We start from the raw sequence: 14,506 nt of genomic DNA on the forward strand, positions 1-14,506 counted from the left end.
GAAGCGCGCCGCGAAGCCGCCGGACCAAAACCGGGTTGCCACCGCTCCGTAGACTGGACCCATGGCCAAGAAAGCGAAGAAGTCCGCCAAGGACGAGCCGGCCAAGAAGGTCGTCGCGAGCAACCGCAAGGCGCGCCACGACTACCTGATCGAGGACACCATCGAGGCCGGCCTCGTGCTGACCGGCACCGAAGTGAAGAGTCTGCGCATGGGACGCGCCTCCCTCGTCGACGGGTATGCCGACGAGCGGCACGGCGAGTTGTGGCTGGAGAACGTCCACATCCCCGAATACATCAACGGCAACTGGACCAACCACGCCACGCGCCGCCGCCGCAAGCTGCTGATGCACCGGCACGAGATCGACAAGTTGCTCGGCAAGAGCAACGAGGCCGGGCACACGTTGATCCCGCTGTCGCTCTACTTCGTGAACGGCCGGGTCAAGGTGGAGATCGCGCTGGCCAAGGGCAAGCGGCAGTACGACAAGCGGCAGGCCCTGCGCGAGCGGCAGGACAACCGCGAGGCCGAGCGCGCGATGTCGCGCGCAGTGCGCCGGGCGCACAGCCAGGCCCGCTGACCGACGCAGGATCATCCTGAGGAGGGATGATTCTCCCAGGCCGGCGACTTATGCTCGGTGAATGAACGCGCCATACAGCCGCCGTCCCTGGCTGCGCTGGATCGCACCGGGGGCCGCGCTCGCCACCATCGTCGCCGGCTCCCAGCTCGCCGCGCACTGGCCCGCCGAAGCCGCCACCAACCTGCCGCCGCGCACCGCCGCGCAGCTGCTGACCGATCTGCAGCGCGCCCAGCCGGTCGCGCTGTCCGGCACCGTCACCGCCACGATGTCGCTCGGGCTGCCCGAGCTGCCGACCGCGGGCAGCAGCAACCCGACGGATCCGATGACCCTGCTGAGCGGCACCCACACCGCCAAGGTCTGGTATGACGGCGGCCGGCAGAGCCGGGTCGCGGTGCTGGGGGAGTCCGCCGAGACCGATGTCATCACCAACGACAAGGGGCTGTGGGTCTGGCAGAGCGCCGACACGTCGGTGCTGCACGTCGCACCGCCGAAGGGCGGGCCACTCGCCGGAAAGAGGGGGCTGCCGCACGGCCCGGCGACGCGCCCGGGCAGCTCGACCCCGAACGCTGCGCAGCTGCGCACCCCGGAGGGCGTCGCCCGCTGGGTGCTCACGATGCTCGACCCGACCACTGCGGTCAGCACCACCAGCAACGACCGGGTCGCCGGGCAGGCGGCATACGAGCTGGTGCTGCGGCCGAAGACCGCCGCCACCAAGATCGGTTCGATCCGGATCGCGATCGATGCCCGCCACCACATCCCGCTGCGCGCCGAGGTCTTCGCCCGCGGCGCCGGCAAACCGGCGATCAACGTCGGCTTCAGCTCCATCAGCTTCACCGCCCCACCCGCGAGCCGCTTCGACTTCACCCCGCCGCCGGGCGCGAAGGTGACCACGCCGAAGTCGCTGATGGCCGCGCCGCACACGGTGCGGCACCCGGCGCTGCGCAAGCCTGCGGCCACCGCATTGCCGCACGTCGTCGGCACGGGCTGGTCGTCGGTGCTGGTGGGCACGATCCCGGCGAAGTCGACTGCAAACACCAAGGATCAGAGCCTGCAGAGCGCGTTGAAGCTGTTGCCCGAGGTCTCCGGCAGCTGGGGCCGTGGGCACCTGCTCGACACGGCACTCTTCAGCGCGGTCATCACCGATGACGGACGGTTCGCCGTCGGTGCGGTCCAACCGGCCACCTTGTATGCCGCCCTCGGCTGACCCGTCTGCCGCGCCCGGCACTCTGCCGAACGAGTCGTATGCCGTCGAAACCCACGGGCTAACGAAGGTTTTCGGCTCGCAGCGAGCGGTGGACGGCATCGACCTGCGGGTCCCGGCCGGCAGCGTCTACGGCTTCCTCGGACCGAACGGCTCAGGCAAGACGACCACGATCCGGATGCTCCTCGGCCTGGTCGCACCCACCGGTGGCAGCCACGAGATCCTCGGCCATCCGATGCCCGCCCAACTGACCACGGCGCTGCACCGCGTGGGCTCGCTCATCGAAGGCCCGGCATTCCACTCGCACCTGTCCGGCCGGGCCAACCTGCGTCGCCTCGACGCGGCCGACGCCCGGTCCGATGCGGCCACGAGTCGGCAGCGCATCGAGGACGCGCTGGACCGGGTGGGGCTGAAACCGGCTGCGCACAAAAGGTTCCGGGCCTGCTCACTGGGCATGAAGCAGCGCCTGGCGATCGCCGCGGCGCTGTTGACACCGCGCGACCTGCTGGTCCTCGACGAGCCGACCAACGGACTCGACCCCCAAGGCACCCGGGAGGTCCGTCACCTGGTCGGCAGCCTCGCCGCGGACGGCATCACGGTCCTGATCTCCAGCCATCTACTGGCCGAGATCCAACAGATCTGCTCGCACATCGGTGTCATGCGCGCCGGGCGGCTCGTCGCGCAGGGCAGCATCGAGGAGCTGCGCGCAACCCAGACCGCGCAGCTGGTGGTGCACACTCCGGACGCCCGGCAGGCGCTGCAGGTGCTGGACGGCCTCGGGGTCGCCGGCCTGCACGCGACCGGCGAGGTCGTCACCGGCATACCCGAAGGTCAACCGGCAGAAGACCTTTCGGCGGCGCTCGGCGCTGCCGGTGTCCGGTTGCGCCGATTCGCCATCGACCGGCCCAGCCTGGAGGATCTCTACGTGTCACTCACCGGCGAGGGCTTCGAGGTGCGCGCATGACCCACACCCCGCTACTGCGTTTCTTCGGCTCCGAGCTGCGCCTCATCATGGGGCGGCGCCGCAACCAGGCCGGGTTGCTCGTCCTGGCCGCCATGCCGATCTGTCTCGGCGTCGCGGTCCGGCTCACCGAGAGCAACCCGCGCGGGGGAGGGCCGCCCAGCTTCGTGGACGACATCGTCGGCAACGGAGTCTTCCTGGCCTTCGCCGCGCTCACCTTCGAGCTGACGCTCTTCTTCCCGCTGGCGATAGCCATGGTCTCCGGTGACGCGATCGCCGGTGAGGCGCACGCCGGTACCCTGCGCTATCTGCTGACGGTCCCCGCCGGCAGGACCCGGGTGCTGGTGGTCAAATACCTTGGCATCGTTGCGGGTTCGTTCATCGCCGCGTTGACCGTGACGATCGTGAGCGCCCTCGTCGGCGTGCTGCTGTTCGGCACCGGACCGCTCACCACGCTGTCCGGTGACCGGATCTCGCTCGGCATCGGCCTGTGGCGGCTGCTCATCTCCGCCCTGTATGTCGCGGTCGGGCTCTGCGCGCTCGGCGCCCTCGGCCTCTTCCTGTCCACCCTCACCGAGCAGCCCATCGCCGCCACGGTCGCGGTCATGATCGTCACAGCGACCATGTGGGTGCTGGACGCCATCCCGCAGATCGCCTGGCTGCACCCCTGGCTGCTGGTCCATCGTTGGACGGCGTTCGCCGAGTTGATGCGCAATCCGCCCGACTTCAGCGGGATCCGCGACGGTCTGCTGCTCGCGCTGGGTTATGCCGTGGTGTTCCTGCTGGCCGCCTGGGCCCGCTTCGACGGCAAGGACATCACCAGTTGACGGCTCGGCTCAGTCGACGACCTTGCGGGCCAGCCGCCACTGCGTGATGGCGGCATACCCGGCGGCGAGGACCAGCAGCATCACGATCTCGAGCACGAACACGCCGGAGGAATGCTTCCACAGCGGGTCGGTCTGCGAGGCCAGGATGTTGCGGACGTCGGTCGTCGCGGCGGAGGCGGCATACCCCCAACGGGCCGGCGTCAGCCAGGAGAACTGCTCCAGCCCGACTCGGCCGCCCACCGGGAAGAGCCCGCCGCACAACGCCAACTGCGCCATGATCGAGATGACCAGGGCCGGCATGGCCTGCTCGGAGGTCATCACCACACTCGACAGCAGCAGGCCGAGCGAAGCCGCGGCGAACGCCGTCAGCCAGCACGCCACGATGATCTCCACCATCGGCGAGCCGAGCAGCACCGCGCTGTCCGGCATCGGCTTGCGGATGCTCACCAGGGCGACCATCAGGATCGACTGCAGCAGGGTCAGCACGCCGAAGATGGTCAGCTTGCCGGCCAGGTAGGCCTGCGGCGACAGCCCGACCGCCTTCTCCCGGTGATAGATCGCCCGCTCACCGACCAGCTCCCGGATGGTCGCCGCGGTGCCCATGAACACCGCACCGATGATCAGGAAGACCAGTAGTTGCAACGGCTCGGTGGTGTGGAAGGGCACCTGGCCGGGACCCTTGCCGATCGGCGGCTGCTGCTGCAGGCCGAAGTCGCCCGGCACCAGCATCGCGACCAGCGCCAACGCGATCGGCAGCACCAGCATGAACGCCGAGTAGCCACGGTCGGCGAGTATGACGCGGACGTGCCGCCGGGCCAGGGTGGACAGCTGGGAGGGGATGCTCTGCTGCCGCGGCGGCTTCTCCAGCGGCGGCGGCTCCCGGCGCGGCGCGCTGAGCGGGCCCTCGACCTGTTCGTCCTCCAGCGGTGACTCCTTGAAGCGCCGCTGGGCACCGTCCGGGTCGGCGGTGACGGAGGTGAACACGTCGGCGAAGTCGACCGCGCCGAAGAAGGACAGCAGCTCGTTCGGCGGACCGAAGTAGGCGACCTTGCCGCCCGGCGCCAGCAACAGCACCTTGTCGCAGACGTTGAGGTTGGCGACGCTGTGGGTGATGACGCCGACCGTGCGGCCGCCGTCGGCCAGTTGCCGCAGCGTCTGCATCACCTGTTTGTCCAACCCCGGGTCGAGCCCGGAGGTCGGTTCGTCGAGGAAGAGCAGGGACGGCTGGGTCAGCAGCTCCAGCGCGACGGAGGTGCGCTTGCGCTGGCCGCCGGACAGCTTGTCGACCCTGGTGTGGGCGTGCGCGGTCAACCCGAGTTCGTCCATCACCTCATCGACCCGCCGCTCGCGCAGCTCGGCCGGCAGATCGTCGGGGAAGCGCAGCTCGGCGGCGAAACGCAGCGCCTGTTGCACGGTCAGTTGCCGGTGCACCACATCGTCCTGGGGGACGACGCCGATGCGGTGCCGCAGGTCCTGGAAGTTCTGGTAGAGGTCCCGGCCGTCGTAGTAGACCTCGCCCTCGGTCGCCGGCTGCGAACCGATCAGCGCCTTCAGCATGGTCGACTTGCCGGCACCGGACGGGCCGATGATCGCCAGCAGGCTGGAGCCCTCGAGCGCGAACGACACGTCGTCCAGCAGCTTCTTGCCGTCGGGCAGGGTGAAGCTGAGGTGGTTGGCGACGAAGTTGACGTCGCCCTCGTCGACGCTGGCGACCAACTGCCCCTGGCGGACCGTGAAGCGGGGGTGGCCGACCGCCAGCAGATCGCCTTCCCCGAGATGGGCGGCCATGATGCGTTGGCCGTTGACATAGGTGCCGTTCCGGCTGCCGAGATCCTGCACGTCATACCCGCCGCGCGCGGGGACCAGTCGAGCGTGCTGGCGGGAGGCGAGCAGATCGTCCACGACGATCTGGTTCTCCAGGCCGCGCCCGATGGTGATCGCGCCGCCGCGGCCACTCGCCGGGCCGGCGTCGACCGGCATCACCTGCGGTGTGGAGCCGGTGACCGTGGCACGGCCGGACCGGTCCAGCGGCGCGCGCTGCTCGAGCGGGCCGCTCGGCAACGAGTAGCGCTCGAAGACCACGCCGGTGTTGCTCGGCGACGACGGCAACGCCACCCGCTGCTTCGTGACCCTGGTCGGGAGCGGCTGGCTCGCCACGCGCGCCCGGGCGGCGGGCAGCTGACCGGGCGACACGGCGGCGGTGGCCGGCTGCGGGGTCCGGACGGCGGCGCGGGCCGGTGTCGCGGCGAACTGCAGTTGCGGTCCGGCGGCACCGCCGATGCGCAGGATGCTGCCCGGCCCGACCGGCGCGGGTGCACTGATCCGTGCACCGTCCAGGAAGGTGCCGTTGGAGCTGCCGAGGTCGGTGACGGTCAGCTGGGTGCCGTCCAGGTGCAACTCTGCGTGGCGTCGCGACGCGAGGGCGTCGGTGATCACCAGGTCGCAGTCGAGGCCGCGGCCGACCACGACCGTGCGGCCCGCGCCCACCGTGACGGTGCGCCCCTCACAGGTGACGCTGACGGAGAAGTTGGTAGCGATGGCCACTGCCCCCATGTATGTCGATGCGGCGCAGCGCTGCTGCGTCCCTTCCCGGGCTGCACCCTACCGAGATCCGGCCCGCCGGACGCCGCGTCGCTCAGACATTGAGGAGCCAGCCGTCGCGGACCTCGAACGTGGCCGCGCCGATGCCGATGCGGTCACCCTCGGACAGGTGCGTGCGTTCGACGCGCCGCCCGTTGACGTAGGTTCCGTTGCGGCTGCCGAGATCTTCCAGGACGAGCCCATCGGCGTCGGCGGTGATCCGCACGTGCTGCCGGGACACCAGCATGTCGTCCAGCACGATCGAGTTGCCGCGACCGCGGCCGATCGTGAGCGCCTCGGGCTCCTGATCCGCCGGCTCCTCCACCGCCGGCGTCGTGACCGTGGCGGCCTCGTTGATCGGCCCGCCCTGCTGTGCCGGAGATGCGGGGGCTGCCGGGGCGTCATACGACGGCCACTGCTGCTGCGGTGCCTGCTGGTCGGGCGCCGGCGGCTGGTAGTGCTCGGCGACCGGTGCGCTCGGCGCCGGGTATGGCGCGGGCGGCGCGCCCTGCGCGGCCTCCTGCGACGACTGCCAGTGCTCGGCCACCTCCTGCGCGGTCTGTGCGGTGCCGGCGGAGACCCACGGCTGGTCGTGCCCGGGAGGCGGCGTGAACTGCTGGGGAGCCTCCGGCGACTCCTGCTGTGGTGACTCCTGCCGCGTTGACTCCTGCTGCGGCGACTCCTGCTGCGGTGACTCCTGCTGCGGCGACGCCGGCGGGGCGAATGCCGCCGGACCCTGCCAGGGCGCCTGATCCGGCCGCGCCGGGTCGGATTGCCAGTCGATCCGGGCGGGCTGCGACTGGGCAGGCTGACCCCACTGCTGCTGGCCCTGGTCCGGCTGCGAAGGGTCGTGCGGGTTGCTCATCGAAGCCTCCATACAAGCGACATCTGCGGGGGAGCGCGGCCGAACGGACGCCACGCGCACTGGCGCCCAGCGTAACCCGGGGCGACCACCGCCCGGTTTGCCTCCACTAACCTTGCGGGTAGGAGCCATCCACACGACCCGTCGCAGTTCGTTTCGTCGCAGCCTCTCGACGTCTCGCCGCAATTCATCGACAAAGGCAGGTGCTGATGACCGTCTCCGCCAACACCCCGCAGGACACCCCACGCCCCGCTCATGGACACCTGCCGACCGATCGGCACCGGGTGGTCATCATCGGCTCGGGCTTCGGTGGTCTCTTCGCCGCTCGCAAGTTCGCCGGCGAGGACGTCGACGTGACGGTGATCTCCTCGACCGCCTATCACCTCTTCCAGCCGCTGCTCTACCAGGTCGCGACCGGGATCCTGTCCGAGGGCCTGATCGCCCCGACGACCCGTGAGGTGCTGGCTAAGCAGAAGAACGTCGAGGTCGCCTTCGGGACGGTCCACGACATCGATCTCGAGGCGCACACCGTGACGGCCACCGCGCTCACCGTCGAGACGACCTATGACTACGACTCGTTGATCGTCGCCGCCGGCGCCGGTCAGTCCTACTTCGGCAACGACCAGTTCGCCGAGTTCGCCCCGGGCATGAAGAGCATCGACGATGCCCTGGAGCTGCGGGCACGGATCTTCGGCGCCTTCGAACTCGCCGAGCTGGCCGCCGCCTCGGGGCGCGAGCAGGACCTGGAGCGGTTGATGACCTTCGTCGTGGTGGGCGCCGGCCCGACCGGCGTCGAGATGGCCGGCCAGATCGCCGAGCTGTCCCGGCGCACCCTGCCACGCGACTTCCGGCACATCGCCTCGGAGGAGGCGCACGTCATCCTGCTGGACGGTGCCGACAAGGTGCTGGGCAGTTTCGGCTCGCGGCTCGGCAAGAAGGCCAAGCAGCGACTGACCGAGCTCGGCGTGGACGTCCGGCTCAACGCGATGGTCACCGACGTCGACGCCGAGGGCATCGAATACCGCTCACCGGACGGCAGCACCGAGCGTGTGCCGGCGCTCACCAAGGTCTGGGCGGCCGGTGTGCAGGCCAGCGGTCTGGGCAAGACTCTCAGTGAGCAGACCGGCGCCGACCTCGACAAGGCCGGACGCATCAGCGTCAACCCCGACCTCACGCTGCCCGGCCACCCCGAGGTGTATGTCGTCGGGGACATGATCTCGCTGGACAACCTGCCCGGTGTCGCACAGGTCGCCATACAGGGCGGGAAGTTCGCCGCGAAACAGATCGTGCACCGGCTCAAGGGCGAGGCCACCGACGCGCACTTCCACTACTTCGACAAGGGCTCGATGGCCACCATCTCCCGATTCAGCGCGGTCGCCAGCGTCGGCAAGCTACGGCTGTCCGGCTTCCTCGCCTGGGTCATGTGGCTGGCCGTGCACCTGTGGTACATCATCGGCTTCAAGAGCCAGATCACCACCTTCTTCCACTGGGCGGTGTCCTTCCTCGGCCGCTCGCGGGGCGAGCGGACCGCGACCGAGCAGCAGATCTTCGCCCGCCTCGCCCTGCAGCAGCTCGGCGACGACTTCAACCCGCGGGTCGAGCTGGGCGTCGGACGACCGCTGCCCGAGCGTGCGCGCAAGGGCGACGACGCCACCTCCTGACCGGCGCCGGACTCCCCGGACGAGCGCTACGGGAGCAGGTCCGTAGTGTGTGCCGACATGCGGCCTCATTACCCGATCGCCACCCACCGCCTCGACAACGGTCTGCGAGTGGTGGTCTCGCCGGATCATTCGGTGCCGACCGTGGCGGTCAATCTGTGGGTCGGCGTCGGCTCCCGGCACGAGCAACCCGGCCGCACCGGCTTGGCGCACCTGTTCGAGCACCTGATGTTCCAGGGGTCGGAGAACGTCGCCGAGGGTGAGCACTTCGCCGCGCTGCTGGCGCAGGGCGCCCAACTGAACGCGACCACCTGGGTGGACCGCACCAACTACTTCGAGGTGGTGCCCACCGGTGCCCTGGAGCTCGCGCTGTGGCTGGAGGCCGATCGGCACGGGCGGCTGCTGCCGGCACTGACCCAGGACAACCTGGACAACCAGCGCGACGTGGTCAAGGAGGAGAAGCGCCAGCGCTACGACAACGTGCCCTACGGCACCGCGTATGCCGAGCTGACCGCGCTCGTCTTCCCCGAGGGACACCCCTACCACCACACGACCATCGGCTCGATGGATGACCTGGATGCGGCATCGCTGACCGACGTGCGCGACTTCTACAGCCGTCACTACCGGCCGAACAACACCGTGCTCACACTCGTCGGCGACATCGAGCCGGACGACGGATTCGACCTGGTGACAAAGTATTTCGGTGAACTGACCAACCCGCAGGTGCCGCCACCGCGTCCGCTCGCCGCGCCGCTGCCGCCGATGGCTGAGCCGGGCCGTTTCGAACGCACCGGCGACGTGCCCTCCGACCGGCTCTATCTCGGCTTCCGGCTGCCCGCGGGCGGCACCGACGACTTCCTCCGCGCCGAGCTGGCCTTCGACCTGCTGGCCGGACTGGCCACCTCGAGGCTCTACCGGCGACTGGTGCGCCGGGATCAGGTCGTCACGCACGTGTCCCGCAACGCCGGGGCCCGGGTCGACGGGACGTCGATGGGAGCGCTCATCGTCGACATCGCCGACGGGGTGCCGGTCGAGGAGGTGGAGGGTGCCATCGGCGCCGAGTTGCGCCGCCTGGCCACGGAACCGCCCACCGATACCGAGCTGGCCGCGGCGCTCGCGGACGTCGAGCGCTGGTGGCTGCAGAGCCTGGCACAGCCCGATGAGCGCGCCGACGTCATCAGCGGCAACACCCTGCTGTATGACGACCCCGACCATCTCAACACCTATCTGGACCGCATCAGGGCGGTGACCGCATCGGAGATCGCCGAGAGCGCCGCCACCTGGATCCGGCCCGAGGCGGCCGCCGCCGTGATCTACCGCAAGGAGCAGCACTGATGGTGCAACCGCGACCCGCCGTGCCCGTCGCCCGGCCCTGGCAGTTCCCGGCCGCCAGCCGGCACCTGCTCGACAACGGCATCGAGGTGCTGCTCTACGACCGGCCCGGCCAGCACATCACCTCGACCCGGCTGATCGTCCCGTCACCGATCGCGGTCGAACCCCGCGGGCTCGAAGGCGTCGCCACCCTGGTCGCGCGCACGATGGACGAGGGCACGCGTAGTCACACCGCCGACCAGATGGCCGAGCTGTTCGAGCTGGGTGGCATCGCCTATGGCGCGGGGTATGGCGCACGCGGTCTCACCGTCGAAACCGATGCCGCCGCAGCGCAATCGGCGCGTGGCTGGGAGTTGGTCACCGAGTGCTTGCGCGAGCCGGCGTTCCCGCAGGAAGAGGTCGCCCGGCATGCGCGGCAGCGACTGGCCGAGATCGAGCACGAAGCTGCCTCCCCGGACATGCGTGCCGCCAAGGAGTGGGCGGCCAACTTCTACGATCAGCGGTCGCGCGCCGCGCGGCCCGCCGGCGGCACCGCCGACACCGTGGCGGCGATCACCCCCGAGGACTGCGCCACATTCCACGCACGGTGGGTCCGGCCCGAGGGGGCGACGGTCGTGGTCGCCGGTGAGCTGGACGAGGGCCAGACACTGCGCGACCTGCAAGCGACGCTGGGCAGCTGGCAGGTGGAAGGCGCCGCGCCGCAAGACGATTCGCCTGCTGCCCTGGTTGCGCAGGGGCAGACTCGGGTGCGGTTCGTGCACCGGCCGGGTGCGGTGCAGACCGAGATCTACCTCGGGTGCTACGGACCCGACCGGCAGGTGGCAGGTGGCTGGGCGCCATATCCGGCACTCAGTTTCGTGCTCGGCGGATCGCCGAACGCCCGGCTGGACGCGGTGCTGCGCGAGGAGAAGGGTTACACCTACGGGTTCCGGGCGGCGTTTCGTCCCCGCGTCGAGGGCGGGGTGTTCCTGGTCTCCGGCTCGGTCCGCAGCGACGTGACGGTGGAGGCGATGCGCCTGACGCTGGAGATCCTCGACGAGGCCCGTAGCGGTTTCACCGACGAGGAGACACGCGCGGCGACCGACTTCATCGGCAAGACGGCGCCGGCGCGCTACGCCACCGCGGACGCCGTCGCCGACGAGGCCGCGGTGCTCCGATCCAATGGCCTGGGAACCGAATTCGTCTCGGCATACCTGGAGCAGCTGGCGACGCTCACCCCGGCCGACCTGGATGCGGCGTGGGCGAAGTGGGTCGACGAACCCCGCACGATCGTGCTGGTCGGCGACGCCGACGCGCACGCCGACGGGATCCGCGAGCTCGGCATCGGTGAGGTCACCGTTGTGCAGCCCGCTTCCGCCGACGCGCCGACCGGACGGTGAGCGGCCCCACCAGGCGCGGACCGGAGAGTCGCTGCTCGAGGCGGCGGCCCTCCCGGCGCAGCGGCTGCGCGACGTATTCCCCGAAGATCACGCCGGCGGCCAGGGCGAGCAGGATGACCGAGGCGTTGATCAGCTCGACCAGGCCGCCGGGTTCGTCGGCGGACAGGTGCGCCAGGCCGCGGTAGATCTACAGACCGGGCAGCAGGGGAACGACCCCGGCCACCACGAGCACCAGCGTCGGCACCTTGATGCGCGCGGCGATGGTGTAACTGACCAGACCGACCAGGACCGCGGCGATCGCCGAGGGCCACGAGACGCCGAGGCCCGCACGGTAGGCGAGGATGAACGCCGACGCCGACACCAGGCCGAGGACGCCGGTGGGCAACAGTGCCCGGGCGGGCGCGTAGGACGAGAACGCGAACGCAGCGGAGGTGATCGCGCCGCCGATCGCCATCTGCGGCAACGAGGGGTAGGCGCTCGCCCCGGGCGTCAGGTTCACCAGCTTCACCCCGACTGCGGTCGCGATCGTCAGACCGCCGCTGACGCCGGCGATGACTCCCGCGGTCGCCAGCGTGGCCTCGAGCGATCGTGCTGCCGCGGTCAACGGGAAACCGGTGAGGGCATCCTGCACCGCACCCATGTAACTCACCCCGGCCAGCAGTCGGATGATGCCGGCGCTGACGATCCGGCTGGGATGCTCGCTCAGGCCGGTGGCGATGACGAACACGGCCAGCAGGGTGGCGAAGAGGCCGCCGGCGACCTGCTGGTAGAAGGTCGGGAGCCGCTGCCGGCTCAGGTAGCGCTGGATGACGTCGATGCCCATGGAGCCGAAGAAGGCCGCGGCGATGACGATGGGGCGTGCGCCGAGCAGCAGGCCGACCCCCAAACCCATCACGCCCCAGCCGAGCGTCACCACACGACGGGAGCGCTCGTGACCGGAGGAGACGATCTGGGCCAGCGCCGCACGAGCCTCCTCGCGGTCGATCCGGCCGGACACCAGGTCGCGCACCAGCCAGTCGACGCGGGTCAGGTCCTCGTAGTCGATCTCGCGTTGGGTGACGTTGCGCACCTGGATCAGGCCGGGGTCGTCGGGGGACTGCTGGTGGGTCAGCTGCAGCTCGGTGAAGGTGACGCTGGCACTCACTCCGCGCAGCCCGCAAGCGATGCAGACGTTCTGCATCTGCACGCTCACATCGGCCGCGCCGGCACCGGACGAGAGCAACAGCTCACCCACACGCAGGGCCAGATCGAGGGTGGGATAGGTGTCGTCAGAGGTCATCGCCAGTAAGTGTGACCGATGGCACGAGAGGCCGTCGGGTCACCCTGGGATAGCTGGGATCTGTCGGGTCCTTTCGCGTCATCGTACGGTGGCAGGAGCCGTCCGAAGTTGACTCGGCCGGTGACTCTTGAAAACGTCGAAGGGTTGTCCACCCGTATTCGACAAGGAGCTGAGTCCATCCGTGCAGACGTTGGAACCGACTGAGCAGCCGCAGGATTGGGCGGTCAGTGACGTCGTCGTCACCGAGCCCGGGATCATCCGCAGAGCGATCGGCGCGGCCGCGATCGGCAACGTCACGGAGTGGTACGACTTCGGCGTCTACGCCTACTTCGAGCCGACCATCAAGGAGGTCTTCTTCGACGGCCTGAGCGACGCGGCGGGCACCATCGCGACCTTCGGGCTCTTCGCGGTGGCATTCCTCGTCCGCCCCTTCGGTGGCATGTTCTTCGGGCCGCTGGCGGACCGGATCGGCCGCAACAAGGTGCTGGCGATGACGATGGTGCTGATGGCGCTGGGTACCTTCGCCATCGGCTGCATCCCCAGCCGCAGCTCGATCGGCATCCTGGCGCCGTTGCTGTTGCTGCTGGCCCGGCTGGTGCAGGGCTTCTCCACCGGCGGTGAATACGGCAATGCGATGACCTTCATCGCCGAATACGCCCCCGACCGCAAGCGCGGCTTCTGGGGCAGCTGGCTGGAGTTCGGCACCTTCACCGGCTACCTCTTCGGCGCGATCATGGTGACCGTCATGGACGGCGTGCTGTCGCACGACCAGTTGTTGTCCTGGGGCTGGCGCATCCCCTTCTTCGTCGGTCTCCCGTTGGGCCTGGTCGGTGTCTACCTGCGCACCAAACTGGCCGACACCCCGGCATACCTGGAGCTGGAGAAGCAGTCCGAAGAGCGGGAGAAGGAGAACAAGAAGGAGCAGTCCGGCGGCGAGCTGCGCCGCATCCTGCGTCTGTGGCCCTACATGCTGGTCTGCATGGGGCTGGTGCTCGTCTGGAACGTCACCAACTACATGCTGACGTCATACATGCCGACCTACGTGACCGACACCCTGCCGTCCGGCGAGGGCCAGGTCTCCGACACCACCTCGCAGATCATCCAGATCGCGGTCATGGTGCTGGCACTGTTCACGATCCCGCTGCTGGGCATGCTCTCGGACCGGGTGGGCCGCAAGCCGATCTGCTGGGTCGGCGCGATCGGGCTCATCGTGCTCGCGCTGCCGATGATCGCGTTGGTGCGCTCGCAGACGACCGTGGGCGTCTTCGCGGGTCTGCTGATCATGGCGATGCTGTTGATCTGCTTCTCCTCCACCATGCCCTCGACGCTGCCGACGCTCTTCCCGACGAAGGTGCGCGGTGGCGGGTTGTCGATCGCGTTCAACGTGTCCATCTCGCTGTTCGCCGGCACGACCTCGGTGGTCGTCGGGGCGCTGGTCACGCTCACGGGGGACCTGAACTGGCCGGCCTACTACCTGATCATCGCCGGCGCGATCGGCGTGGTCTCGGTGCTGTTCCTGGCCGAGCCCAATGGCCGCAAGATGTGGGGCTCGCCGCCCGCCGCGGCCACCCGGGAGGAGGCACGCGACGTGGTGCGCTCGCTGCGCAAGAAGCTCGCCGACGCACGCGGCCACGCAGCGCCCGGCACGTCGGTCCGCCCCGAGTAGCGCGCCCGGCGGCCGGCGCCCGACCGACCGACCGACCAACCGCCTGACGAACCACTCGACCGACCGACCGACCGAGCAACCAGCAGCATCCCCAACCGAGCGGACACAAAACCGCCGAGCGGACACGAAATACGGGCGCCTGCGGCCCGTATTTCGTGTCCGCTCGATGCGGTTTGTGTCCGTTCGG

General features: G+C 69.7%; 11 protein-coding genes. 8 read left to right on the forward strand and 3 right to left on the reverse strand.

Annotated elements, in window-relative coordinates; all coding sequences use genetic code 11:
* The first annotated feature begins 61 nt into the window (after positions 1 to 61).
* The 4 genes from smpB to ACTHL4_RS08410 all read left to right on the forward strand — a co-directional run bounded on the left by smpB (position 62) and on the right by ACTHL4_RS08410 (position 3,563).
* The gene (gene smpB / locus ACTHL4_RS08395) at positions 62 to 574 is read left to right on the forward strand and encodes an SsrA-binding protein SmpB (RefSeq protein ID WP_440282295.1); all 513 of its coding nucleotides are present in this window, start codon (positions 62 to 64) and stop codon (positions 572 to 574) included.
* A 61-nt stretch (positions 575 to 635) separates the two neighbouring features.
* The gene (locus ACTHL4_RS08400; protein ID WP_440282296.1) at positions 636 to 1,778 is read left to right on the forward strand and encodes a LolA family protein; all 1,143 of its coding nucleotides are present in this window, start codon (positions 636 to 638) and stop codon (positions 1,776 to 1,778) included.
* Positions 1,762 to 2,739: an ATP-binding cassette domain-containing protein gene (locus ACTHL4_RS08405; protein ID WP_440282297.1), complete on the forward strand. Its 978-nt coding sequence runs from the start codon at positions 1,762 to 1,764 to the stop codon at positions 2,737 to 2,739. Before ACTHL4_RS08400 ends, ACTHL4_RS08405 begins: the two co-directional genes overlap by 17 nt.
* Positions 2,736 to 3,563, forward strand: a complete 828-nt coding sequence (locus ACTHL4_RS08410) for an ABC transporter permease (protein WP_440282298.1) — start codon at positions 2,736 to 2,738, stop codon at positions 3,561 to 3,563. Before ACTHL4_RS08405 ends, ACTHL4_RS08410 begins: the two co-directional genes overlap by 4 nt.
* Before the next feature lie 9 nt (positions 3,564 to 3,572).
* Here the strand turns inward: ACTHL4_RS08410 and ACTHL4_RS08415 are convergent, their stop codons facing one another.
* Together ACTHL4_RS08415 and ACTHL4_RS08420 are read right to left on the reverse strand one after the other, a co-directional pair.
* Entirely contained in the window at positions 3,573 to 6,107 is a 2,535-nt protein-coding gene (locus tag ACTHL4_RS08415; protein ID WP_440282299.1) for an FHA domain-containing protein, read from the reverse strand.
* Positions 6,108 to 6,198: 91 nt separating this feature from the next.
* Positions 6,199 to 7,008: an FHA domain-containing protein gene (locus tag ACTHL4_RS08420; protein WP_440282300.1), complete on the reverse strand. Its 810-nt coding sequence runs from the start codon at positions 7,006 to 7,008 to the stop codon at positions 6,199 to 6,201.
* Between the two features lie 206 nt (positions 7,009 to 7,214).
* Here ACTHL4_RS08420 and ACTHL4_RS08425 point away from each other — a divergent pair, with 206 nt between their 5' ends.
* Genes ACTHL4_RS08425 through ACTHL4_RS08435 form a run of 3 tightly spaced genes read left to right on the forward strand, consistent with a single transcriptional unit; the run spans position 7,215 to position 11,374 of the window.
* On the forward strand, positions 7,215 to 8,666 hold the full coding sequence (locus ACTHL4_RS08425; RefSeq protein WP_440282301.1) for an NAD(P)/FAD-dependent oxidoreductase: 1,452 nt from the start codon (positions 7,215 to 7,217) through the stop codon (positions 8,664 to 8,666).
* 57 nt (positions 8,667 to 8,723) lie between these two features.
* Positions 8,724 to 9,998, forward strand: coding sequence for a M16 family metallopeptidase (locus tag ACTHL4_RS08430; RefSeq protein ID WP_440282302.1), 1,275 nt, complete (start codon positions 8,724 to 8,726; stop codon positions 9,996 to 9,998).
* Positions 9,998 to 11,374, forward strand: coding sequence for a M16 family metallopeptidase (locus tag ACTHL4_RS08435; protein WP_440282303.1), 1,377 nt, complete (start codon positions 9,998 to 10,000; stop codon positions 11,372 to 11,374). The genes ACTHL4_RS08430 and ACTHL4_RS08435 overlap by 1 nt, the downstream gene beginning before the upstream one ends.
* Positions 11,375 to 11,561: 187 nt before the next feature.
* Here ACTHL4_RS08435 and ACTHL4_RS08440 read toward each other — a convergent pair whose 3' ends face one another.
* Positions 11,562 to 12,653 (reverse strand): threonine/serine ThrE exporter family protein, encoded by a 1,092-nt coding sequence (locus ACTHL4_RS08440; protein WP_440282304.1) that lies wholly within the window; start codon positions 12,651 to 12,653, stop codon positions 11,562 to 11,564.
* 181 nt (positions 12,654 to 12,834) lie between these two features.
* On the opposite strand from ACTHL4_RS08440, the gene ACTHL4_RS08445 reads away from it, so the two are divergent.
* Positions 12,835 to 14,319 carry an MFS transporter gene (locus ACTHL4_RS08445; protein WP_440282305.1) on the forward strand — a complete coding sequence of 495 codons (1,485 nt, stop codon included), beginning with the start codon at positions 12,835 to 12,837 and terminating at the stop codon, positions 14,317 to 14,319.
* Positions 14,320 to 14,506 lie beyond the last annotated feature (187 nt).

Origin of the sequence: Flexivirga sp. (genome assembly GCF_051955415.1) — a bacterium.
Lineage (GTDB): Bacteria > Actinomycetota > Actinomycetes > Actinomycetales > Dermatophilaceae > Flexivirga.

Excerpts from the sequence above, each read along its gene's own strand:
- ACTHL4_RS08425 (WP_440282301.1), top strand. The coding sequence starts at position 7,215 with ATGACCGTCTCCGCCAACACCCCGCAGGACACCCCACGCCCCGCTCAT.
- ACTHL4_RS08435 (WP_440282303.1), top strand. The coding sequence starts at position 9,998 with ATGGTGCAACCGCGACCCGCCGTGCCCGTCGCCCGGCCCTGGCAGTTC.
- ACTHL4_RS08440 (WP_440282304.1), bottom strand. The coding sequence starts at position 12,653 with ATGACCTCTGACGACACCTATCCCACCCTCGATCTGGCCCTGCGTGTG.
- ACTHL4_RS08405 (WP_440282297.1), top strand. The coding sequence starts at position 1,762 with ATGCCGCCCTCGGCTGACCCGTCTGCCGCGCCCGGCACTCTGCCGAAC.
- ACTHL4_RS08420 (WP_440282300.1), bottom strand. The coding sequence starts at position 7,008 with ATGAGCAACCCGCACGACCCTTCGCAGCCGGACCAGGGCCAGCAGCAG.
- ACTHL4_RS08400 (WP_440282296.1), top strand. The coding sequence starts at position 636 with ATGAACGCGCCATACAGCCGCCGTCCCTGGCTGCGCTGGATCGCACCG.
- ACTHL4_RS08430 (WP_440282302.1), top strand. The coding sequence starts at position 8,724 with ATGCGGCCTCATTACCCGATCGCCACCCACCGCCTCGACAACGGTCTG.
- ACTHL4_RS08410 (WP_440282298.1), top strand. The coding sequence starts at position 2,736 with ATGACCCACACCCCGCTACTGCGTTTCTTCGGCTCCGAGCTGCGCCTC.
- smpB (WP_440282295.1), top strand. The coding sequence starts at position 62 with ATGGCCAAGAAAGCGAAGAAGTCCGCCAAGGACGAGCCGGCCAAGAAG.